We start from the raw sequence: 22,019 nt of genomic DNA on the forward strand, positions 1-22,019 counted from the left end.
CGACCGCAGTTTTCTGGATGACCTGCTCCCCTGGTCACCAAGCCTGCCAGCGAATTGCCGCAAGCCTGATAAAAGTGAAGTGAAATAAAGACTGGAGCAAATCTGTTTCTATCATACAGGTTTGCTCATGTTTTGTATAGGTACTCACTATCTACCGTTTACGTTGCCTCTGACATTTCAAATCTGGCCCCTCCATCATAGATCGTTTGTATAGCAAACAGGGTATTTTCATCGTATGTAACCGCAATCTTGTTAAACTCAGAATCATCCCCGCTGCCAGGAGACACTACGATATCACCTCCATTATCTGACTTTTCTGTAATGGCCTCTACCACGGTAAGCTGCCCATCCTTCAGCTCTTTGATATCCCCTTCCAGACTGGGAGTACTGTCCACCCATTCTGCAGATGTGCCAGACGTACTTTGACTTTGTGCTTCCGGCTGTTCTTTCTGTGTGCTGTCTGTTCCCTGGCTGCCGCTTTCACCGGATTGCGGTTCCGGTGATGATTCCGGTGACTCCGGTTCATTCCCGGTGTCGGTTCCTTCTGCATCCGCTTCCGGTTCCGGAGCAGAAGCATCGTCCTCTGTATCATCCTCCGGGATCGGCTCGCCCTGAACCACCTGTGGTTCCTGGGTATCTGATGCTTCCTCCGTCTTTCCACAGGCACATACCGCAAGGCTTAGGATGCACAGCACCCCTGCCAATAAGATCATTTTTCCTGTTTTCTTTTTCATGTTGCCCTCCTCTCATATAAAATTCAATCCACAGTTTATCCAGTATTTCTGCGGATTTTTGTCCATTCTATCAGAGTAGTCTCTAAAAAGCCTCTTAAACATCTTAAAAAAGAATGAACTTAATTTTATTATTGCTCCATTGACCGGTTTTGAGAAGACATTTGTTTTCGGCCCTTCCCAAAATCGGTCAATGGCAGTAAAATTGACAGAAGAGGATAAAATCAGAAACCATGGTGCAGGGACGTGGTCATTACTCCAATTTTGAAAGGGAAAAAATATGACAGGTATCTATTTAAGCGGTACGGGAAACACAGAACATTGTATCAAAAAGCTGCTTTTTTTACTGGATAAAACTGCGCAGGCAGTTCCGATGGAGCAGAAAGACGCGGTACATTTATTATCACAGCATGACTTTATTGTTTTTGCATATCCTGTTCAGTTTTCAAACGTTCCCGTCATGGTAAAAGATTTTATCAAAAGCCATCCGGATCTTTGGAAGGGTAAAAAAATACTCTGCGTTGCCACTATGGGATTGTTCAGCGGAGACGGCGCAGGCTGCTCGGCACGGCTGCTCAAAAAGTATGGCGCAGAAATCGTTGGCGGTTTCCATATCCGTATGCCTGATTCTGTCTGCGATGTAAAGCTGCTGAAAAAATCCTTTCAGGAGAACCGGGAAATCATCCGGAAAGCAGACAGAAAGATTGAGAAATGCGCAGAGGAAATCAGGAAAGGCAGGTATCCCAAAAACGGCCTGCATCTTTATAGCCAAATCACCGGATTACTCTGCCAGCGTTTGTGGTACTACAGCAAAACCAAAAGTTACTCGGATCAATTAAAGATCAGTAATGCCTGTACAGGCTGCGGGCTTTGTACCCGGCTCTGCCCGACAGACAACCTTACCCTGAAAAATGGAAAAGCGGCTGCCGGAAAACACTGTACGATGTGTTACCGGTGCATCAGTTCCTGTCCGGCAAGGGCAATTACATTACTGGGGCACACAGTCATTGAGCAGTGCCGCTATGATAAATATATCCAAAACGGGAAAAAGAACGAGCCTTTAAAATGAAATGAAACATAAAGCAAAGGGAGCAACAAATCAATGAAAATCGAAACATGCAAAAAAGAATCCTTTGTTGTAATCGGAAAAGAAGGGGCGACAACGGACGGAGCCGGCTTTATTCAGAAGTTATGGGATGAGGCGAATTCCCATTTTGGAGAAATCGCGCATCTGGCAAAGAAAGATGAAGATGGGAACATCAGCGGAATATGGGGCGCAATGTCTGACTTTTCCCGTTCCTTCCAGCCATGGGAAGGCTTTCAGAAAGGACTTTACCTTGCAGGGGTGGAGTGTAATGAGGATGCAGAGGCTCCCGATGGCTGGACAAAATGGGTGATACCCGGCTATGAGTATATTTATATGGAACGTGAAAATGATAATACCTTTTCAGAAGTAATCCAATATCTGAAGGACAAAGGTATTGCTCTGGCTGGCGCCGTCCATGATTTTACCTGTCCAAAGACCGGGAAAGGGTATATATTTTTTCCCATAAGGAAGCTGTAAAAAAGAGAATTTGAGGAGGAAAACAGAATGAAATCTATCTGCGGAATTGATTGTACGAACTGTGAATTATGCAGCACTTGTAACGGATGTGCAGCAACAGAAGGGCAGCCTTTTGGGGCGGAATGCCTTGTTGCACAGTGCTGTAAAAAAGGGAAAACAGCGTTAAGCGAATTAAAAGAAAAGCTGATTGCGGCCTTCAATACGCTACAGATTCCAGATATGGAAGAAGTAACAGAGCTGAATGCGCTGAAAGGTTCCTTTGCGAACATTGAATATACCCTTCCAAACGGCCAGACCGTAAAGTTTTGGGATGATAACAGGATTTATTTAGGGAATCAGCTTCATAAAAAGGACAGCGACAGATGTTATGGAATTATCGCTGATGAGAAATATCTCATGGTATCTGAGTACAGCGGCTATGGAACTGATGCGGAAATAATTGTATTCAAACGTTGGAATAAAATAGAGAAAAGCGGAATTATTGAAAGAGTATAATATAAATGATTTCTGCAATTTACAATAAACAAAGCATTAGAAAATTCATAGATAAGCCAATATCCCAAGAAAATATTATAAACAATGGAATGAAAGCGTCTTCTTCAAAAAACAGGCCGCCATGGAACTACACTGTTGTTAACTCTTGGGAGAAAGGGCTGTCTTGGTAATGGAGGCGCACCGACAGAAGTTGGAGGAAACATGTATATAGACAAACAGTTAAAATAGAATGTAAACGGTGTGCCGCAGTTTGTTTCGATACGTGCAGAAAAGGAAAAGGCTCCTTTGCTTATCTATCTGCATGGCGGCCCCGGAGACGCTGCGTTTCCCTTGGTGATGACGTACAATACAATGTTAGAACAGCAGTTCACGGTTGTTATATGGGAGCAGCGTGGCGCGGGAAAGTCCTATTATAAATTTGACGGGCCCGTTACGATTGACATTTTTCTCAATGACCTCTACACACTTGTGGATTATTTGCTGCCCCGGTTTCATCAAAGTTCGGTGTATTTGGTCGGTCATTCATGGGGGAGTATTCTGGGACTGCGCTTTGTCCAGGCATACCCGGAATTAGTGCATACTTATATCGGCTGTGGGCAAGTCGTCAATATGAAAAAATCCAGCAAATCAGCCTATGAATATGCTCTGGCACATGCTGATAAAAAGGACTTGGAAAAACTTAGGAGGATTGATTGCTCCTATCAAACGGACAGTTGGCTGAATGACCTGCTTTTTGTGACCAGGCAGGTTGTTAAACACAAGGGTTCCCTCTATGGAAGAACAAATTATAATAATTTAGCCATTCCCTTTTTGCTCTCTCGATATTACACACTCGCCGATTTGATTCGGCGCCAGAGGGGCAGTCTGCAAGCCATACAATATTTGTGGCAGGAAGTCATGCAGACAAACTTTGAAGCCCAAACACAATATGGCGCTCCAATCATTTTTATCGAGGGAAGATATGACAACCATGTGTCCTCTGCTCTTGCGAAGGAATACTTCGACCGGATTGAAACAGAAAAACAGTTTTATTGGTTTGAGGAATCCTGTCACTTTCCTCAATGGAGCGAAAGCGACAGGTTTAATAAGCTAATTTGCAATTTGCTTACATAACAGATAATAATTTAGTGCGTCTTAATGCTATCAGGTAAAGATGACAAATCGGGGGTTGCAGAAGGGAAATTACAACATGGAAATAATAGCATATGAAATGAAATATGTAAAAGATGATATTGAAAAAAGCAATATCTTGTGTATTCCTTTTGAGCAAAAGTATTTTCAACAATACATGAAAATATATAATACTTGCTTTTATGAAATGCGAAAATTTCTTGCTATTGAGCCGTATAATTTTTTGAATGATTATAAACAAGTTCGTGAAAAAAGTAAGGATATTTTCCTGCTTGTAAGTGGGGAAGAAATTATTGGTTCTATTGCCTGTTATGGAAACGAAATAGACGATTTGATCGTCAATAAGGAATTTCAAGACAGGGGATATGGAAAACAACTTTTATTATGGGGAATGAACCATATTCGCCAAACCAGTAATGAGCCTATTTTGTTACATGTTGCTAAATGGAATGATAAAGCTTTCATGCTGTACAAAAAAGTAGGATTTGTTCTTACAAATACCGTGAGAGTACGTTAAATTTATTTTTGCATTATCCATGCAACAAAACGGACGCGTCACCGTTTAGATGATACGCCCGTTTTGCTTTCCCATATATGGCAGCCGCCCTAATTTAATTTCTCCAGGTTTTCATTCATCTTTTTCAGGATAGAATCCTTTTGGTCTAAAGTTACGGTCTTATCTTTTACGGCCTGGTCCAAAAGCTTTGTTACATCCTCAATATCCTTTTTATAGTTTTCCGCTGTCAATTCCTCAGCGCTCTTTACCAGATCCGGCCTCATAACGATTGTGGGATTGAAGGCAACGATGGTAGTTTCTGTGGATACGGTAAAAGCGCCTTTGTAAATGACAAATTCACCTTTGCCGTTATCCGCCTTCAGTTTGGCCAGGTCCGCTTCCATGGCCTTGACATCCCCATGGTCTGCGCCCATGTATTTTTTAATCTGGTTGATAGATTCCTCATATTCTTCCGGGGTATAAAGCTCAAAAAGCCCTCCCAAAGTAGGATCCGCCGCCGGGTTCTGAACTTCCTGGGCCCAAACTGTAGATACCTGCGGGGCAGGCGCTGCCCCATAGGCAGTCTGTCCGGCAGCCATAAGCATAAGACACATGATTCCTGAAGCTGTAAGGTTTCTCTTTGTATGATGGAACATGGTATAAATCCTTTCTTTTTATTAGTTTATCTTCACAGGTGCGCACCTTTTGAAAAAACAGACTACTATGATAGTCTGTATAAACATTAGACTATCATAGTAGTCCAAGTGCGTCAACGAATATTTTCTGACGAATCTCTTAAGAATTCCGATTACAGCCCGCTTTTTTAATTGGGATAGAAATTTACCACCATAAAAGTAAGCATTACATCCTGCTCATTGATATAGGTGTGCTTGACAGACGAGTCAAAAATAAGAGCGTCACCGCTGTTTAGTGTATAATTTCCCATCTCTGTGTGCAGCGTTTCCCGGCTCGTTTCGCTGAAATGGATATGTATGTCAAAGGTGGTATTTCCTATCCGCTTCACAAGATCGGGCTTCACATCCAGAAGGGCGGTGGTGTGGCTGGTCTTGCTGCTGTCTTTGTTCATAGACTCTCCTTTGCAAAAGCCATTGAAAGAATACATGATGTGTTCCTTGTATGCTTTTGTTGCATTATTTACTTTTTCTTCTGTTGAATTTTTCTTTTGCAAAATCATAGGATTCTTGTATCATTGCTTTGAAATCCTCAAAGGTCTTATCAGAGGGATTTAAAACACATACCCAGCTCATCCATGCGTAGACAGGGTGGGGAATAATGGTATCTAAAACGGTAAAATCATAATCCATTTTTACGATTTTTCCAGCAGGCGGACGCTCTGGAATATACCCAAATTTTTTAATAAAGGTCTGTTTCCTTAAACCGACATTCACACGATATACATTATCACGGTTCAACATAGAGCCTTTATCATTATCACCGTCTTTTTCTTTAACAGTTAAAACATATACTCCCCGTTTCAAAACTCCGTTTGGATTATAAAAAATCCCTCGTTCTCCCCAACTTTCTACCAATACAACATCTTTCAAATTAGACTGGCAGTAGGAAAGAATATCGTTTGGTGTCATGCCATTTCCTCCAAATGGAACATCATTGTTCCCTTGTCTGCTAAAGCAGAACAATACTCCTGAAATTCCGTAACCTGCGGCAACTCTTCCAAAGCCCCCTGTGCTGCCTCCATTGATGCCCACCAAATCATTTCAACCCATTTATCCTGCTTTAAATCCTTTGTTAATGACCGTTTTACAAATCCGGCAATATCTTTTTCAAGCACCTCATTCAATTTGTGATACATTCGTAAAAAATGTTCCTCGGTCACTTCTTGGTTTGTCTGAAAAATAACCATTTCTATCACGTTTTTATTCATAACATCTTGTCCTTTCGTTTGAGTATCATATTGCATTTGGTACATAGATAGTCTATCATGGAATAGTGACAACGGCTGTCATCATTCGGAAAGGAGTTTTTAAAAATGTCAAAAGCAGAACGGCTTATTGAAATGATGATAACGATAAATACCAAAAAGGATTTTACAGTAGGCGAATTAGCAAAAGAATTTTCTGTGTCAAAGCGAACAATACTCCGTGATTTGCAAGAATTAGAACAGGCTGGATTCCCCCTTTATTCTGAAGTCGGTGCTGCTGGCGGGTATCACATCTTGAAAGAGCGCATTTTGCCGCCTGTCACTTTTTCAGAGAATGAAGCCAAAGCTATATTCTTTGCCTGTCAAGCCTTGAAATTCTATCACGATTTACCTTTTGAACAGGAAACAATATCTGTTTTGAAAAAATTTTTGAACTGTCTGCCCTTAGATATACAAAGCAGTATTACACAAATTCAAAATAGTGTAGTATTTTGGATTCCAGACAGGCATTGCGATTCACCACTACTTAAATCAATGTTTCATATTGTCGTTAATCACCATTCAGCAACAATACAGTATTCATCAACACATTCTGAAAGTATACGCACAATTATACCGATTGGGCTATATGCTATGAATGGGCTTTGGTATTGCCCTGCATATTGCACCGTTGCTAATCAAATCAGAGAGTTCCGTATTGACCGTATAAAGGAAATAATAGAGGAAAAACCATATCCCAAAGGGAAATTTCCTGTTCCTGCGTCCATTCAAGAATATCTCGAAAGGTTAGAAATCGGAAATGATTACCACATAAAGATTCAGCTAACCGATATAGGTGTTAAACGCTGCGAAACTGAATTTTTACTGGCAAGGGGATTAAAAACATTCCCAACAGGCGGCGGTATCATCGACATGGAAATACGTCACGCAACCTTGGATTGGGTTGCCGATTATTTCCTGCCATTTGGAATCAATGCAACTGTCTTAGAACCACCAGAACTTGTGGAGCTAATGAAACAAAAGATATACGAATTACATCAGCATTATTGTAGGTAAGCTTCCCTATAACCCTATTATACTTATCGTTTCAATTATATTATCAGCCACATCCAGTGGTTATTCATTGACATCAACAGGCTACTATCAAAAAATGTATAAAGAAAGCCTTGTCAAAAGCGGCGCTCATAAAACAGCATAGGATTGTTTTCGGGAAACGGCGTAGCCTCGGCTATGCCGTTTCTCCGTTTTTCAGATCATTGAGCAGGGAGTACTTCCACAAGGCCATAGGAAATATCAATCTGTTGTCGGAGAATTTTCCGTTGGCATTATCTTTGTGAACATGCTTTATGGAATAGAATTCACTACATCAAGGATTTCTTCCGCAGAAAGGTCATCTGGAGAAACCCCAATATACACATCCTCATAGGCAAAATGAAAGATTCCATTGTCGTCTTTTGTTTCTAAATATTCCCGTAAATCCTCAAAAGAGTAAATGGGGTTATTTGTCCTTGGCTCATAGTCCATAATGAGAACAACAAAACTTGAACCAAACAGGCTTGGGTCTGCAACTGCAGCTCCGCCATCATCGTTAGCGGGAGCCGTTGTTATTTCATCATTGCCTGTTGTATAAGTTACCCGAAGTAAGTGATATTTTGTTCCGTTTTTCATAGTTGTTTCATATAGACTGGCCTTGCCAAAATGATAGCCAGCGGGCAAATCAGCAGGCAAATGATTTCCTAATCCCGGTATTCCGTAGGCGGTATTCTCATCAACGCTTTCTATGGTTGCATCTAAAGCATCCCGAATATCCTCGGTGACCGGATATACAGCCATACTTTCAATTACCGGGTCAACACCCTCCGGATGTTCCCCTGGAGTAACAATGCCGCCGGGAATGTTCGGGCCGCCGCCCGGTTCCCTCAAAATGCCCGGTAGTGTCAGTGCTGTTGCTGTGATAATCAGGCCGGCACAAGCTGCCATAGCCCCCCATTTGACCGCTTTATTGTATCGGGCCCGCTTATATGCTTTCGCATCTTGCACAGCCTCGTCGTTAATCGCTCCAACAGCATCCAAAATATTTTCAACTTTCATTACAAAAATTCCTCTCTTTCCAACCGGTTTAGAAGATTTTTCCGTTGCCTGTGTAACATCATTTTTACTTTGCTTTGTGAAAACCCAAATCTTTGAGCAATCTCGCTAATCGGGTCAAAATACCAATACCTGCAGATGAAAACCCGGCGTTCCATAGGAGATAGCGACATAACGAAACTGTCAATTAGCTGTACCAATTCCGCGGCCTCCACCTCATGCTCTACGTTTTGGTTAGAGGGAATAGCAGTAATTTCCGTACTTTTTAGATGTTTCTGATATTGCATTTTCAGAGCGCGCCCAATAAAGGTTGACAATGCTGTCATCTTCCATTTCCATACCTCCTTTGTCCCCAGATAGAGTTCTTCATCTATCTACTCGAAAAATAATCGTTTAGGTCACAGTCATTTTGAAAAAGTTTAGAAAAACGAACAACGGCCTTACATCCCGAAGCACAGTCGCCCCATGTTAGCGTTTGTAGAACGAACAGGGTACAGGACATATAAACAGCCAGAGGCTGTCGCAAGTTGACAGCCCCTGGTTATGGAATAAATATGTGATTCGCTCAAAGCAATCGAAATGTGTTTTTATGACAATCAATGACCCCATCGCGCTTCATATAGGACAGCTCTCGTGAAAGCGCGCTGCGTTCCACGTTAAGATATTCAGCCATAGCGTTTCTATTCATTGGAATGGTAAATGTCCTTTTTTGTTGTTCGCGGGACATCCGCCATAAATAGGTCAATATTTTTTCCCGTATGGCCGGACGCAGCAGACAATCAATACGTTCATGCAATACAAGCCCTTTTTCAGCGACAAGGCTGATATAGTTGCGCAGCAGCTGATCATGCCGGGGACAAGCCTTTTTACACCAGGTTAAAACACGTTCAAAAGGGATCCGCAATACCAGTACATCATCCTGCGCCTCCACAGTAACGGGGCTTTTATGGTCTGAACTTGCTGCTAAAATAACGCCTATTTCGCTTCCCTTTTTCAGCAGAGTAATAATAATGACCCTGTCGGACGAATCCCACTTTATCGCTCGTCCATGCCCTGATAACATGATACCGAAATCATATACCTTGTTTCCTTCTTCAATGATCGTGTCGCCCTTGACATAACGGACATACCTGGCGCAAAGGCAATGAAGCAGCCCGTCAATTTCCTGCGGTTCAATACCTGAAAACAGGTTTGTTTGTTTCAAATCTTCTATCAATTCGTTCATAGCTGTGCCCTCACTTTTGTTGCGTGTGCAACAGATGATTTTGGCAGATTATACTATAATGGCAGTTGAAAAGCAAGAGAAAGGAAATCAAAACCATGAACAACAACAAGGGAAAAACACTTTGGATTACGCGCACAGCGGTTTTTATTGCTTTGCTTGTGGTATTACAAGCGGCTACCGCCTCCTTGGGAAATACCATAATTACGGGGTCTGTTGTGAATATGCTGCTGGTCGTCTCCGTTATGACCTGCGGTATGATGTCAGGGCTTTGTGTCGCTGTCATTTCGCCTGTCATGGCAAAGCTGATCGGAATCGGCCCGCTTTGGAGCCTGATACCGTTTATCATAGCAGGGAACATTGCCCTCATATTGACTTGGCACTTCATAGGCAACCGGCATTGGGGACATAAGCATACCGCGCAAATGATTGCTTTAGTCGTTGCGGCAACCGGTAAATTCTTAATTCTATACATCGGGGTTGCAAAAATAGCCGTGCCATTGCTTTTAAGATTACCCGAACCGCAGACATCGGTTATTTCTAATATGTTCTCTATACCACAGCTATTAACAGCCCTTTTAGGCGGCGGTGTCGCGCTGCTGGTACTTTCGCCATTAAAAAAAGCGTTTGAGGGAGGACGGTGGTAAAGGTGAACACAGTTTTTACTTATTGGTTTTACGGTTTAGCAGCGGTTTTACTCACCTTTTCCTTTGTGAAAGACAAGAGTAAAACGCTGTTGTCCTTAAAAAAAGCATGGAAAATGTTTACAGGCGTTCTACCGCAATTTGTGGCTATCCTGCTTTTTGTTGGATTGGCGCTTGCGGTGCTTTCACCGGAAACAATCAGGCGCATGATCGGCGAGGAAACGGGATTTACCGGTATGCTCTTAACTTCGCTTATTGGCGCAATTACGTTAATCCCCGTAATGATTGCGTTTCCCATTGTTGCGGAACTTTTGAAAAACGGCGCGGGACTTACACAAATGGCGGTATTTGTTTGTGCACTTACTACGGTTGGGATCATCACAATCCCGGTAGAGGTAAAATATCTGGGCAGGAAAACAGCCATTCTCCGGAATGTACTTGCGTTTCTATTCTCTTTTATCACTGCTTACTTAATGGGGGTTTTTCTCAAATGAAAACGGCAATACGAAAATACTGGTTTCTATTTATAATTGTGCTCTGCAACGGTATCGTTTGGCTATATGACCCGCAGATTGGAAAAACTACATTGGCTTTTAGCAGAAAAAACGTTATCAACTTCCTGTTCATACTTACGCCTGTTTTCGTATGTATCGGGCTGATGGACGTATGGGTTGAACGGGAAAAAATGATACAGATTATGGGAGCTGATTCCGGTATAAAAGGAATTGCCGTTGCCCTGTTGTCGGGAATGATAACGGCTGTACCCTTATATGCGCTGCTGCCTGTTGCCGGGGTGTTGTTAAAAAAGGGAAGCAGAGTTTCAAACGTGCTGATTTTTCTTTGCGCAAGCGCAAGTATCCGTATTCCCCTGCTCTTTTTTGAAATATCCTCTTTGGGAGCGCCATTTACTCTGATCAAGTTTGGTCTTAATCTATTGGTTGTCTTTGCGATTGCCTTTATCATTGAAAAACTGTTGTCCGATCAGGATAAAAAGGCAATCTATGAAAATGCGGACAAGCTATAACAATACTGAACATCCATATCCGGCGGTTATTCATTGACATCAACAGACTACTGTGATAGTGTATAGGAAATGTACGATAAAGAACACACAATGAATATGAGGTGAACACGGGTATGGAAAAGACACTGTTTGATTCAGAAAGAAAGGTAATGGAAGTAATCTGGAAAGAAGGAGAAGTGACAGCCAAACAGATTTCCCTGACCCTACGTGATACCGTCGGCTGGAATAAGAATACCACCTACACGGTCATTAAAAAATGTATCCAGAAGGGCTTTATTGAACGCCTGGAACCGAATTTTGTCTGCAGGGCTCTCCTTTCCAAAGAACAGGCAGTTCAGGATGATACCAGGGAATTTGTAAACCGTGTCTTTGACGGCTCCGTCCCCCTGCTTTTTTCGGCGCTGTTATCCCAGAGGGCCCTGTCAAAAAAGGAACTGGAGGAATTAAAGCAAATGATCAATGAAATGGAGTGAGCCTATGAACCTGCTGCAGATGAGCTTTTCGGCTTCCGTTCTGATTCTGATGGCCGTGGCCTTTCGGAAGTTCTTTTCTGACAGAATACCCGGAACCGTTTTTTCGCTGCTCTGGCTGCTTGCCTGGTGGAAGCTGATGATTCCCGTACCGACGGGCTTTCCTGTGCCTGCGGCGCATTCGTTAAGCGGAAAAATGCCGGATATCACCGCGGCTTTACCTTTTTCGGCGGGAACCTGGCAGACAGCCGGGGCGGACAAAGAGAGCATGAAGCTGATCCTGGAACATGAAGCGGCTCACATCCGGCACCTGGATGCACTGAAAAAGCTGTGCCTGACCATATCCTGTGTCTGCCACTGGTTTAACCCTCTGGTATGGCTCATGGCTGCCCTGGCCTGCCGGGATATGGAGCTGGCCTGCGATGAAGCCGTAGTCCGGGCCGTGGGAGGAGAAAACCGTAAGCTTTATGCCGATTTACTGGTAGAACTGGAAGCAAAGAGAGCCGGAATCCATCTTCTGACCTTCGGTTTTGGGCAAAGCCTTATAAGAGAACGAATCTTTCACATCATGAAAAAGAAAGAAAAAGTTTCCCTCACAGGAATTCTCCTTTCCCTTGCCATGACCATAAGCTGTATAACGGTTTATGGCGCAATGCCCTCCGGCACTTTTTCTCTGAACTTCCGGAAGGATGACCCGACCCTTGGAGGCATATTTGAACTGTACTCCGTGGAAGAATACCAAAGGATCGTAGATGCTGTAAAAGAAGACAGGGGCGAGAAAGACCCGGACGCCGTAGCCATGGAACGGGATCTGAACCGCCTGAAAGCTAACAATGGGAAAGGAGAATATGTCATCTATAAAGGGGCGTTTCTTATGGAAACAGAAACGGTTATGGTCTCCTTTAACCCAACCATTGTCATGCGGCCGGAACTTGTGAACCGAAATGTGCCTCTGACTGCCGAAACCTACCGGAATGATATGGCAGAGGTGGCAGAGATTCTGGACGATGCAATAGCGTACGGATTTCTCACAGAAGCGCAGAAGAAACGGGTGATGGATAAAATGGAGGAGAATCTGGCCGGGATAGAATCAGCCCCAGTGCCTTGAAAAGGAATGGTGAAAAATATGAGCAGGATCCTACTTTTGGAAGATGATTTGAGCCTGGTAAACGGGCTGTCTTTTGCTTTTAAAAAATGGGGCTTTTCACTGGATGTGGCAAGGACGCTGCTGGAGGCGGAGCGTCTGTGGGAGGACGGAACATACGACCTTCTGGTTTTAGACGTGGCGCTGCCTGACGGTTCCGGTTTTGCGTTCTGCCAAAAAGTCCGGCGGGTTTCCAAGGTGCCCATTATCTTTCTAACGGCTTCCGATGAAGAAATGAACATTATCATGGGACTTGATATAGGCGGCGATGACTATATCACAAAACCCTTCAAGCTGGGTGTTCTGGAGTCAAGGATCAATGCGCTTCTTCGGCGGGCAAACGATTTCGGGGCGGCGGACACGGAGCTTGTGTCAAATAATATCCGTATCTGCCTGCTTAAAGGACAGGCTTTCAAAAACGGGGAGCTTCTGGATCTGACGGCGGCGGAATACAGGCTTTTGTGCCTTTTTATGCAGAACCCAAACGTGGTGCTGCCCAGGGAACGGATCTTGGAAAAGCTGTGGGACTGCGAAGGCAGCTTTATCGACAGCGGTTCCCTTACCGTCTATATGCGCAGGCTGAGAATGAAGGTTGAGGATGATCCAGGCGAACCCCGGATGCTTTTAACCGTCCGGGGCATGGGCTACAAATGGAACGTAACGGGGTAAATTTTTATGAAAGTATTTAGGATCTTGGCAAACCGGGAGATCAGGCATCTTTTCCTTCTGATCTCCCTTATTATGGCATTCTTTCTTCTGCTGGCGGAGCTTTGCTTCCTGTTTCTTTACCAGCGGTTTTCCTCGTGTATTGCACTGCTTACTCTGGCTGCGGCGATCGCTTTGTGGACTTCCTGCTGCCGGTATTTTATCCGTCAGGACAGGATCATAGAACATGCGGTATATCAGATCGATTCCTTTCTTTCCGGGAATGCGCGCGCCCGCATCGAATGTGACGAGGAAGGGGAGCTGTATCGGCTGTTTCACTGTGTAAATTCGCTGGCAACGGTGTTAAACGCCCAAGCCGCAAATGAACTGCGGGAAAAGGAATTTTTGAAAAATACCATGTCCGACATTTCCCATCAGCTCAAAACGCCGCTGGCAGCCCTGAACATTTATAACGGCCTGATGCAGGAGGAGGCAAAGGACTGGCCCGCCATGGAAGAATTTGCCGCCCTGTCGGAGCAGGAACTTGACCGGATTGAAGCCCTGGTGAAAAACCTGCTGACAATCGCAAGGCTGGACGCCGGTTCCATCTCTCTTGAAAAGACTTCGGAAAACCTGGCGGAGATGATGCGGAATATTCAGATGCATTTTGCCTACAGGGCCAAACAGGAACAGAAACAAATCGTTCTGTCCGGCCCCAATCAGGTTTCCCTTTTCTGTGACCGCGGCTGGCTGACGGAAGCCATTGATAATCTTGTGAAGAATGCCCTGGATCATACGCAAAAGGGAGATACGGTGCGGATGGAGTGGCGGGCTCTCCCCAACCTTGTCCAGGTTTGCGTAAGAGACAACGGCAGCGGCATTCACCCGGAGGATTTGCACCATATTTTCAAGCGGTTTTACCGCAGCCGCTTTTCCAAAGACCAGCAGGGCATCGGGCTGGGCCTTCCTCTTGCCAAGATGATTATTGAAGCCCACAGCGGAACCATCGAGGTGGACAGCACACCGGGCGCAGGCACCGTATTTACCATAAATTTTCTGATTCCTACAAAATTGTAATCTTACGGTAGCCTTACAGTAATATTCATGTGCTAATCTCTCAGGTACAGGAGGTATTTACACAATGAATTTATTAGAAGTCAGTAACATCTGCAAGACCTACGGCAGGGGGGATACTGCAGTGAAGGCTCTGAGGGATGTCAGCTTTTCCGTTCCAAAAGGCGAATATGTGGCGATTGTGGGAGAATCCGGTTCCGGCAAGAGTACGCTCCTTAACATGATCGGCGCCCTGGATACCCCCACATCGGGGAAGGTAACGATTGACGGCAGGGATATTTTTTCCATGGACGAGCGCAGGCTTACCGTTTTCCGGCGCAGGAATATCGGTTTTATCTTTCAGGCATTCAACCTTGTGCCGGAGCTTACGGTGGAGCAGAATATCATTTTCCCCATGCTGCTTGATTATCAGAAGCCGGACAAAACGTATCTGGAGGAACTTCTCGCGGTGCTGAATCTAAAGGAACGCCGGAATCATCTGCCCAGCCAGTTATCTGGAGGACAGCAGCAGAGAGCCGCCATCGGGCGGGCGCTGATCGCGAGGCCGTCTCTGATTCTTGCCGATGAACCCACGGGAAATTTGGATACGCAAAACAGCAGCGAGGTAATCGCCCTTCTTAAAGAAGCGTCCCGTAAATACAAGCAGACCATCATCATGATTACCCATAACCGCAGTATCGCACAGACCGCCGACCGGGTTTTGCAGGTATCGGACGGGGAACTGACTGATCTGGGAAGGGCAGGGGATGTCCGGGGGACGTCTGCCATGAGCGGACCGGAATGGAAAGGAGGCCGGAAATGAAAAGTTATCTCAGCCTTATTCCAATTTCTGCAAAGGTACACAGGCGAAGGAACCGTATGACGATTTTGTGCATTGTGTTTGCAGTGTTCCTTGTGACTGCCATTTTCAGTGTGGCGGACATGGTGACCCAAGGAGAACATATTGCCATGATAAATAAACACGGAAACTGGCATATCAGTCTCTCTAATGTCTCGCGGGATACGGCACAGGGAATCCGGGTGCGCCCGGATGTGACTGCGGCAGGTTTTTCCTCGGTGTTTAACCTTGATGGGGAACAGCCCTACTACGTCAATGAAAAAAAGGCGGTTCTGTACGGTACGGAAGAAGCCTGTATAAAGCAGATTTCAAACGGCATTACCGAAGGCGATTTTCCGCAAAAGGACGACCAGGTCATGTTAAGCCCCAATGCCGCCGGCGCCCTTAAGGTATGGCCCGGCGACGAAATAACCGTGCATACGCCTGCTGGTGACAGGGTTTTCACGGTATCCGGTCTTGGCACGGATGACAAGGGTTATTATGAGGGCCAGACTTATCTGGTAGGTGTCTATATGACGCAGGGAGCTTTTTCGTCCCTCATGGAGCAAAACAAAATTGCGGACAATGACACAACCCTTTACGTGCAGTTTCAGAGCGCGGCAAAAGCAGCAAAGGCAAAAAAGGAGCTTGCGGCGCAATATGGGCTGCCGGAAGAGAGTATTTCTGAAAACACCGGCGTTATGGGCACGGCAGGCTACAGCAAAAGTAAATCCATGAACGGCTTCTATCAGATTGCGGCCATCCTGTTCGTATTAGTGCTGCTGGCAGGCACACTGATGATTTCCGGCAGCATGAACAGCAATCTTGCCCAAAGGACCCAGTTCTTTGGTATGATGCGCTGCATTGGCGCAAGCCGCCGGCAGATTATCCGGTTTGTACGTCTGGAAGCGCTGAACTGGTGCAAACGGGCGGCGCCAATGGGAATGCTGCTTGGGACCCTTGCAAGCTGGGGTTTCTGCGGGATGCTCCGCTACGGCATAGGCGGTGAATGGGATACTATGCCGGTGTTCAAAGTAAGTTCTGTGGGCCTTATCTGCGGAGCCATGGTAGGAATCATAACCGTTCTCCTGTCGGCAGAGTCCCCGGCCAGACGGGCGGCAAGAGTTTCCCCTGTATCTGCGGTTTCCGGCAATGCAGGAAATACGCCGGCAGTCCGCCGGGCCGCAAGTACAGGCTTTCTAAAAATCGAATCCTCTCTGGGTATCCATCATGCGGTGGCGGTCAGAAAAGGATGGTTTTTCATGACGGCGTCCTTTGCGCTCGGTATTATTTTGCTGCTTTCTTTTTCGGTGCTTTTGGACTTTGCAAAGCTGCTGATGCCTTCCCAGTCCGTTACAACCGCGGATCTGGCGCTGAACGGGTATGCCAATGCAAGGATACTGGATCGTGAACTGGTTGACGAAATCAGGAAAATGGAAGGGGTCTCCAATGTCTACGGATGTAACTACAGAGACAATATTCCGGCAGTGTCCTTGAGGGAGGGAATTGATCATGTCAATGTGGTATCCTATGACGAGACTCTGCTGGAGTATGCAAAAGAAAGCGTTGTACAGGGGGATTTGTCAGAAATTTACGGAAACAGTAACAAAGCGGCAACGGTTTTTAATAAGGATAACCCGTTAAAGGTGGGCGATATCGTTAAGATAGGCGGCACAGAGATCGAGATTTCCTGTATCCTGTCCCAGGGGCTGTTTGGCGACAGCCAGATTTTAATCTGTTCCCAGAAGACCTATGATCGATTGATGGGACCGGAAAAGTATTGCTTGATCGGTGTGCAGCTTGGGAGAAATGCCACGGAAGAAACCGCGGCACGGATCAGAGACTTTGAAAACAGCCAGGTGATTGTCAGCGACCTGCGGGAGTCCAATCAGCAGAACAATACCACTTATCTGGCAACACGGATGATCACTTATGGGTTCCTTGCGATTATCGGAATCATTACCTTGTTTAATATCGTTAACAGTATTTCCATGAGTGTGTCTGCTAGGACAAAGCAGTACGGGGCCATGCGGGCCGTGGGTATGGATGGAAGGCAGCTTACCCTGATGATTGCTGCAGAGGCTTTCACCTACGCTGTTTCCGGCCTGATTGCCGGTTTCGGAATCGGGATTCCCCTGAGCCGTTTTCTGTATATTGGACTGATCACCCGCCATTTGGGAGTGGAGTGGCGGCTGTCTGGAGCGCTAATTGGAATTGTGATTGTTTTTGTTGTTTTCTCTGCTCTAATCGCGGTATACGCTCCGGCCAAAAGGATATGCAATATGGCGATTACGGCCACAATCAATGAATTATGATTGAATGCTGATTCCTGTCCGGTACTGATACTCCGAAATATTTAGCATCCCATCATGGTACTACTGGCACAAAAATACAAACTTAACAGCGTGTGCAATGCGGAGAATATTCCGCATACAGTCTGGACGGACTGCATTTCCCATATGGGTACGCACAAAAATCAATTACAAGGACAGTTTAGTACAAGATATTGTTTTAGTCAAGTAATCAATACTATATATAGTATTTTAACGTTTTTCATATAAAATGCAAATTTGAACAGTAATCACATACTGGCTATCTTTCTAACCGTATTTGCTGTCCTTATGGTCAGCTTCGTGCTGATCTCCGTACCTGCTGTCTTAGAGCGTGTTTGAAAATTCATTCCTGGCATCTGCACGCCCCACTTCGCGGTATATTTGTGCCAAATTCACTTAACGTAGCCCACTACGCCGCGTTCATTTGGCACAAATCTCCCACAAAGTGGCACGCACAGCTACCAGGAATGAATTTTCAAACACGCTCTAGGCCACCAGTTTGTCTTTTGGTAATCTTTACGGCTGAAAGACCAGAATATCACTTCCTTGTAATCCTTTATCCTCTCCAATTCCTTTCTGGGTTCTCCGATTTCATTATATACATCGGAAAATGCAGCCGGCGGTATTATGAAAATCAGATTATCATAGATTTCTTTGTTCTCACTGCCCCACCAGTCGGGCGCATTTTGTAAAATATCCTCAAGCGCTTCCCTTGACAGGATAAAAACAGGAATATCCAGTCCAAACTGATTTTTTATCATTTCCTCAATCTTGTCCGTAAGCTTCCTTATATTATCTTCATCACTGGAAAAAATCACATTGCCGCTGTTCAAATATGTTTTCACTTCTACAAAAACAAGTGTTTCAAATCCCTTCTTTAATTCTGCCATTGGCACTTTATTTTTCCCGCTTATATTGATACCCCTTAATAAAGCAATATATCTTTTCATATCCGCAAACACCCCTGCCACTTCCTGATTTATTTATTCATCAATCCAAACGCTTTTTCAAACGAGATACATTCTGTATATCTTCCATTCCACATGAACCCATTGTAATATTTATAAGAATTATCGGCTGATATATATGCATTATCAACCATACTGGTTTGCCGGAACAATCATTTTAAAACCGTGCTCAAAGCCACCTTTCACAGATGCATCTATACAGTAATCCGTCTACAGCCCAATAATAATACCTGAAAATCATATAACTCATTATTCATAATCAAATTTGGGATATCAACAACCAAAAGTACGATTCTATTTTCTCCTATTCATATAGATAGACTCTCGGAATCTTTAAGCCTTTATTTATGCGGCTTCTGAGAGTCCTTTTTTATTTTTTCTCCACCTTTTTTCAAAAATCACTTGACAAATGCCTAAAAAAATGCGGCGCTTCGCGCCTCTTAATTAACAAGGTATATCCTTTCGGCACTGCCGGAACAGACTTTTTGATTTGGAGGTGTGTTTCTTTGAAACCTATTAACATTGGCGGTCATTCCGCCTATCAGAACCGCGTTCTGACTCAGCTTCGTAAATATTATCCTAACGCTGTAAATTCTTTATCTGATTCCTGATAATGCTCAATTTAATCACTCAGAATGACTAAAACTCATATCTTGTGCCATGGGAGAGTAACAAGCCATCGGTTAATTCTATGCACAGAATGATCGTATTTTCGTCACCAAAATTATTATGTCCGTTATCAATCCATTCTGCAAAGACATTCTTCAGTTTATCAGCAATCATACGATTCTCTTTTTTCCCAAAATACCCCAGGTTAATACCTTTTCCATGCGCTGTAAACCATTCACCGGCGATAGCAACTACAGGATTAGCCCTTATATGCTACATTTTATTTGAGAGTGCATAGGTAATAATATAAAATGCACCATTTTCATAATAGGCATTTACATATCGCACATAAGGTACCTCATTTTCCGTTGTTGCCAGCGCTATCAATGTGTCCTTTCCAAAACGCTCAATCATAATCTGTTCAGCTTCCTGACTAAATCTTTTCATGAAACGATTCCCCTTTCCAGGCATGATTTATTCCCTATCCAGGATCTCCGTAATCGGAGTTTGGAGAAAAACTACATACTGACTATCTTTCTAACCGTATTTGCTGTCCTTATGGTCAGCTTCGTGCTGATCTTCGTACCTGCTGTCTTAGGCCACCAGTTTGTCTTTTGGTAATCTTTACGGCTGAAAGACCAGAATATCACTTCCTTGTAATCCTTTATCCTCTCCAATTCCTTTCTGGGTTCTCCGATTTCATTATATACATCGGAAAATACAGACGGCGGTATTATAAAAATCAGATTATCATAGATTTCTTTATCCCCACTGCCCCACCAGTCGGGCGCATTTTGTAAAATATCCTCAAGCGCTTCCCTTGACAGGACAAAAACAGGAATATCCAATCCAAACTGATTTTTTATCATTTTCTCAATCTTGTCCGTAAGCTTCCTTATATTATCTTCATCACTGGAAAAAATCACATTGCCGCTATTCAGATATGTTTTTACTTCTACAAAAGCAAGTGTTTCAAATCCCTTCTTTAATTCTGCCATTGGTACTTTATTTTTTCCGCTTATATTGATACCCCTTAATAAAGCAATATATCTTTTCATATCCGCCCCTCCTGTCACTTCCTGATTTATTTATTCATCAATTCAAACGCTTTTTCAAATGAGATACATTCTGTATATCTTCCATTCCACATGAATCAACAACCAAAAGTACCATTCTATTTTCTCCTATTCATGTAGACAATACCTGTTCAGACATTAAATCCTGCTTGTTATACACAGTTTGTCATAAAATGGCTCTGCAACTTTCATATTCCTGCTATGATGGTATACGCTTTCTGAGATTGATAAGGCGAAATACATCATCCATAATTTCTCTATCCCGCACATCCAGCATCAGCCATTTCTGTCCATTTCCGGTTTTTGTGTTTTTGAATACTGTCTGCACATAGTCGGAACATTGCGGCATAAGAAACTCTGCCTCCGTAAATTCATGACTTCCTACAACCACGAGAGCGATAAAATAGCCCTGCATCGGATAGAGTGTACAAAGAGACTTTCCGCCTTTTTTATACTTAATATTCCAGCCTGCCTGCATAGAACAACGGCTGTGTTCCATGCAGGGCCTGATTCGATAGGTGGACTGAATACGGTTATTAAAATCTGTCCATAACGAATTGTTAATGTATTCTGTGACTTGCTCCATTGAAGGAGATTTTTCCTTTGAATACAGCACATTCCAATCCATTCTGAATTCCTCCTTAGCCTTTATTTTTCAGCGGCAGGGGCTTGACCCAAATTTCCATACAGGCCATCCCCTCCAGGTCACGGTAATATTTCTCTGCCGAGAAAGGTTCCGTGGTTAAATTGTGGCGGGGCAGCCAGATACCAAAAAGGTATTTGCCGGCCTGATCTAAAGCAGCCGTTACCAAATCCTCAAAATTTTCTGCTTCAACTCTGCAAACGATGTATTCTCCTGCCGGGAGTTCCCTCTTAACAAAACCATCCTGCAGCCGGTCCGGAATATTCTGAACAAGGCCGCCTGCAAAATAAATGAAAAGGTTTTGTGCAGTACCTTCCCCATGGGACATTCCCATTTCTACAGCAGTATTTAGATTGGCTGCGATAGAAGCCTTCTCCATGTGATAACGTTTCCAAAGCTGTCCCGGTACATCTACACCTGTGCTTTCACCAACCGGCATTTGTTCGCAGATACGGACTTCCGTTTCCAGGCCAAGGTAAATTTCCGGTTTTTCCAATGTTCTTCTCTGGATTTCCAGGACGATATTTCCCGCCACCAGCGGAACCCCCTCGTCTACTAAAACATAATTCATGGAAACTTCCGGCCTGGCGAATGTATTGAGCATTGGCAAATCCCTCCTGTAGCTTTCAGGCGTAATCCCATACGTTTCCTTGAAAGCCCGTGTAAAATTCCCGTGACTTGAAAAGCCATAGTCCAGGGCAACGTCAAGAATCCTATGGTTGGTACTTTTCAGGTTTTCAATAACCTTTGCCAAACGGCGTAGCTTCACATATTCCTGAACCGGTTTGTTTACCAGCCTTTTGAATAATCGCTGAAAATAAAAGGGGGACAGACCGACAGTATTTGCCAGTTCTTCCGTTGAAATTTCTTTTGTCAGGTGTTCCTCGATAAAAGTCAGGGATTGATCGATTGCTTCATATGCGTGCATTGCGGCGCCTCCTTAAG

General features: G+C 44.1%; 28 protein-coding genes and 2 pseudogenes. 16 read left to right on the forward strand and 14 right to left on the reverse strand.

Annotated features, from left to right (window positions below; all coding sequences use genetic code 11):
* Positions 1-158: 158 nt before the first annotated feature.
* Positions 159-734 (reverse strand): hypothetical protein, encoded by a 576-nt coding sequence (locus NFS31_RS18985; RefSeq protein WP_251498678.1) that lies wholly within the window; start codon positions 732-734, stop codon positions 159-161.
* 277 nt (positions 735-1,011) lie between these two features.
* Here NFS31_RS18985 and NFS31_RS18990 point away from each other — a divergent pair, with 277 nt between their 5' ends.
* The 5 genes from NFS31_RS18990 to NFS31_RS19010 all read left to right on the forward strand — a co-directional run bounded on the left by NFS31_RS18990 (position 1,012) and on the right by NFS31_RS19010 (position 4,438).
* The gene (locus tag NFS31_RS18990; protein WP_251498681.1) at positions 1,012-1,800 is read left to right on the forward strand and encodes an EFR1 family ferrodoxin; all 789 of its coding nucleotides are present in this window, start codon (positions 1,012-1,014) and stop codon (positions 1,798-1,800) included.
* Positions 1,801-1,833: 33 nt separating this feature from the next.
* Positions 1,834-2,295 (forward strand): GyrI-like domain-containing protein, encoded by a 462-nt coding sequence (locus NFS31_RS18995; protein WP_251498684.1) that lies wholly within the window; start codon positions 1,834-1,836, stop codon positions 2,293-2,295.
* A gap of 27 nt (positions 2,296-2,322) precedes the next feature.
* Positions 2,323-2,790: a DUF3795 domain-containing protein gene (locus NFS31_RS19000; protein ID WP_251498688.1), complete on the forward strand. Its 468-nt coding sequence runs from the start codon at positions 2,323-2,325 to the stop codon at positions 2,788-2,790.
* 240 nt (positions 2,791-3,030) lie between these two features.
* The gene (locus tag NFS31_RS19005) at positions 3,031-3,903 is read left to right on the forward strand and encodes an alpha/beta fold hydrolase (RefSeq protein ID WP_251498691.1); all 873 of its coding nucleotides are present in this window, start codon (positions 3,031-3,033) and stop codon (positions 3,901-3,903) included.
* Positions 3,904-3,979: 76 nt separating this feature from the next.
* Positions 3,980-4,438 carry a GNAT family N-acetyltransferase gene (locus NFS31_RS19010; protein ID WP_160558258.1) on the forward strand — a complete coding sequence of 153 codons (459 nt, stop codon included), beginning with the start codon at positions 3,980-3,982 and terminating at the stop codon, positions 4,436-4,438.
* A gap of 89 nt (positions 4,439-4,527) precedes the next feature.
* On the opposite strand, the gene NFS31_RS19015 is transcribed toward NFS31_RS19010, so the two are convergent.
* The 4 genes from NFS31_RS19015 to NFS31_RS19030 all read right to left on the reverse strand — a co-directional run bounded on the left by NFS31_RS19015 (position 4,528) and on the right by NFS31_RS19030 (position 6,320).
* Entirely contained in the window at positions 4,528-5,022 is a 495-nt protein-coding gene (locus NFS31_RS19015; protein ID WP_251498694.1) for a hypothetical protein, read from the reverse strand.
* 218 nt (positions 5,023-5,240) lie between these two features.
* A complete protein-coding gene (locus NFS31_RS19020; RefSeq protein ID WP_251498697.1) occupies positions 5,241-5,504 on the reverse strand; it encodes a hypothetical protein in 264 nt (87 codons plus the stop codon).
* A gap of 64 nt (positions 5,505-5,568) precedes the next feature.
* Positions 5,569-6,021, reverse strand: a complete 453-nt coding sequence (locus NFS31_RS19025) for a DUF6194 family protein (RefSeq protein WP_103237946.1) — start codon at positions 6,019-6,021, stop codon at positions 5,569-5,571.
* On the reverse strand, positions 6,018-6,320 hold the full coding sequence (locus NFS31_RS19030; protein WP_251498700.1) for a hypothetical protein: 303 nt from the start codon (positions 6,318-6,320) through the stop codon (positions 6,018-6,020). The genes NFS31_RS19025 and NFS31_RS19030 overlap by 4 nt, the downstream gene beginning before the upstream one ends.
* A gap of 105 nt (positions 6,321-6,425) precedes the next feature.
* On the opposite strand from NFS31_RS19030, the gene NFS31_RS19035 reads away from it, so the two are divergent.
* Positions 6,426-7,373: a helix-turn-helix transcriptional regulator gene (locus NFS31_RS19035; protein WP_251498703.1), complete on the forward strand. Its 948-nt coding sequence runs from the start codon at positions 6,426-6,428 to the stop codon at positions 7,371-7,373.
* Between the two features lie 288 nt (positions 7,374-7,661).
* On the opposite strand, the gene NFS31_RS19040 is transcribed toward NFS31_RS19035, so the two are convergent.
* From NFS31_RS19040 to NFS31_RS19050, 3 genes are all read right to left on the reverse strand, one after another.
* Positions 7,662-8,408: a hypothetical protein gene (locus tag NFS31_RS19040; protein WP_251498706.1), complete on the reverse strand. Its 747-nt coding sequence runs from the start codon at positions 8,406-8,408 to the stop codon at positions 7,662-7,664.
* Complete coding sequence (locus NFS31_RS19045; protein WP_331482762.1) at positions 8,408-8,731, reverse strand: RNA polymerase sigma factor; 324 nt, start codon at positions 8,729-8,731, stop codon at positions 8,408-8,410. The genes NFS31_RS19040 and NFS31_RS19045 overlap by 1 nt, the downstream gene beginning before the upstream one ends.
* A gap of 239 nt (positions 8,732-8,970) precedes the next feature.
* On the reverse strand, positions 8,971-9,630 hold the full coding sequence (locus tag NFS31_RS19050) for a Crp/Fnr family transcriptional regulator (protein WP_251498709.1): 660 nt from the start codon (positions 9,628-9,630) through the stop codon (positions 8,971-8,973).
* A gap of 95 nt (positions 9,631-9,725) precedes the next feature.
* Here NFS31_RS19050 and NFS31_RS19055 point away from each other — a divergent pair, with 95 nt between their 5' ends.
* From NFS31_RS19055 to NFS31_RS19095, 9 genes are all read left to right on the forward strand, one after another.
* A complete protein-coding gene (locus NFS31_RS19055; RefSeq protein WP_251498712.1) occupies positions 9,726-10,274 on the forward strand; it encodes an ECF transporter S component family protein in 549 nt (182 codons plus the stop codon).
* Complete coding sequence (locus NFS31_RS19060; protein WP_331482763.1) at positions 10,268-10,765, forward strand: hypothetical protein; 498 nt, start codon at positions 10,268-10,270, stop codon at positions 10,763-10,765. The genes NFS31_RS19055 and NFS31_RS19060 overlap by 7 nt, the downstream gene beginning before the upstream one ends.
* Positions 10,762-11,295, forward strand: coding sequence for a permease (locus NFS31_RS19065; RefSeq protein ID WP_251498715.1), 534 nt, complete (start codon positions 10,762-10,764; stop codon positions 11,293-11,295). The genes NFS31_RS19060 and NFS31_RS19065 overlap by 4 nt, the downstream gene beginning before the upstream one ends.
* Positions 11,296-11,408: 113 nt before the next feature.
* The gene (locus NFS31_RS19070; RefSeq protein WP_251498719.1) at positions 11,409-11,768 is read left to right on the forward strand and encodes a BlaI/MecI/CopY family transcriptional regulator; all 360 of its coding nucleotides are present in this window, start codon (positions 11,409-11,411) and stop codon (positions 11,766-11,768) included.
* Between the two features lie 4 nt (positions 11,769-11,772).
* Positions 11,773-12,873: a M56 family metallopeptidase gene (locus NFS31_RS19075; protein ID WP_251498722.1), complete on the forward strand. Its 1,101-nt coding sequence runs from the start codon at positions 11,773-11,775 to the stop codon at positions 12,871-12,873.
* An 18-nt stretch (positions 12,874-12,891) separates the two neighbouring features.
* Positions 12,892-13,578 carry a response regulator transcription factor gene (locus NFS31_RS19080; RefSeq protein ID WP_251498724.1) on the forward strand — a complete coding sequence of 229 codons (687 nt, stop codon included), beginning with the start codon at positions 12,892-12,894 and terminating at the stop codon, positions 13,576-13,578.
* Positions 13,579-13,584: 6 nt separating this feature from the next.
* The gene (locus NFS31_RS19085) at positions 13,585-14,631 is read left to right on the forward strand and encodes a sensor histidine kinase (RefSeq protein WP_251498726.1); all 1,047 of its coding nucleotides are present in this window, start codon (positions 13,585-13,587) and stop codon (positions 14,629-14,631) included.
* 64 nt (positions 14,632-14,695) lie between these two features.
* On the forward strand, positions 14,696-15,430 hold the full coding sequence (locus NFS31_RS19090) for an ABC transporter ATP-binding protein (RefSeq protein WP_251498727.1): 735 nt from the start codon (positions 14,696-14,698) through the stop codon (positions 15,428-15,430).
* On the forward strand, positions 15,427-17,760 hold the full coding sequence (locus NFS31_RS19095; protein WP_251498729.1) for an ABC transporter permease: 2,334 nt from the start codon (positions 15,427-15,429) through the stop codon (positions 17,758-17,760). Before NFS31_RS19090 ends, NFS31_RS19095 begins: the two co-directional genes overlap by 4 nt.
* Before the next feature lie 266 nt (positions 17,761-18,026).
* On the opposite strand, the gene NFS31_RS27935 is transcribed toward NFS31_RS19095, so the two are convergent.
* On the reverse strand, positions 18,027-18,170 hold the full coding sequence (locus NFS31_RS27935; RefSeq protein WP_334303113.1) for a DUF6783 domain-containing protein: 144 nt from the start codon (positions 18,168-18,170) through the stop codon (positions 18,027-18,029).
* Here NFS31_RS27935 and NFS31_RS27940 point away from each other — a divergent pair.
* A pseudogene (locus tag NFS31_RS27940) lies at positions 18,162-18,209 on the forward strand (hypothetical protein); the annotation flags it as partial. The gene NFS31_RS27935 and the pseudogene NFS31_RS27940 overlap by 9 nt on opposite strands.
* A 27-nt stretch (positions 18,210-18,236) precedes the next feature.
* Here the strand turns inward: NFS31_RS27940 and NFS31_RS19100 are convergent.
* From NFS31_RS19100 to NFS31_RS27950, 5 genes and pseudogenes are all read right to left on the reverse strand, one after another.
* The gene (locus NFS31_RS19100) at positions 18,237-18,728 is read right to left on the reverse strand and encodes a DUF1697 domain-containing protein (protein ID WP_251498731.1); all 492 of its coding nucleotides are present in this window, start codon (positions 18,726-18,728) and stop codon (positions 18,237-18,239) included.
* Positions 18,729-19,385: 657 nt separating this feature from the next.
* Positions 19,386-19,802, reverse strand: a pseudogene (locus NFS31_RS27945) (pyridoxamine 5'-phosphate oxidase family protein).
* Between the two features lie 71 nt (positions 19,803-19,873).
* On the reverse strand, positions 19,874-20,413 hold the full coding sequence (locus NFS31_RS19115) for a DUF1697 domain-containing protein (RefSeq protein WP_251498733.1): 540 nt from the start codon (positions 20,411-20,413) through the stop codon (positions 19,874-19,876).
* Between the two features lie 217 nt (positions 20,414-20,630).
* Positions 20,631-21,059, reverse strand: a complete 429-nt coding sequence (locus NFS31_RS19120; protein WP_251498736.1) for a DUF3788 domain-containing protein — start codon at positions 21,057-21,059, stop codon at positions 20,631-20,633.
* Between the two features lie 13 nt (positions 21,060-21,072).
* Complete coding sequence (locus NFS31_RS27950) at positions 21,073-22,002, reverse strand: helix-turn-helix domain-containing protein (protein WP_251498739.1); 930 nt, start codon at positions 22,000-22,002, stop codon at positions 21,073-21,075.
* Positions 22,003-22,019 lie beyond the last annotated feature (17 nt).

The sequence above is a fragment of the Otoolea muris genome (assembly GCF_943193115.1).
In the GTDB taxonomy this organism is placed as follows: Bacteria; Bacillota; Clostridia; order Lachnospirales; family Lachnospiraceae; genus Otoolea; species Otoolea muris.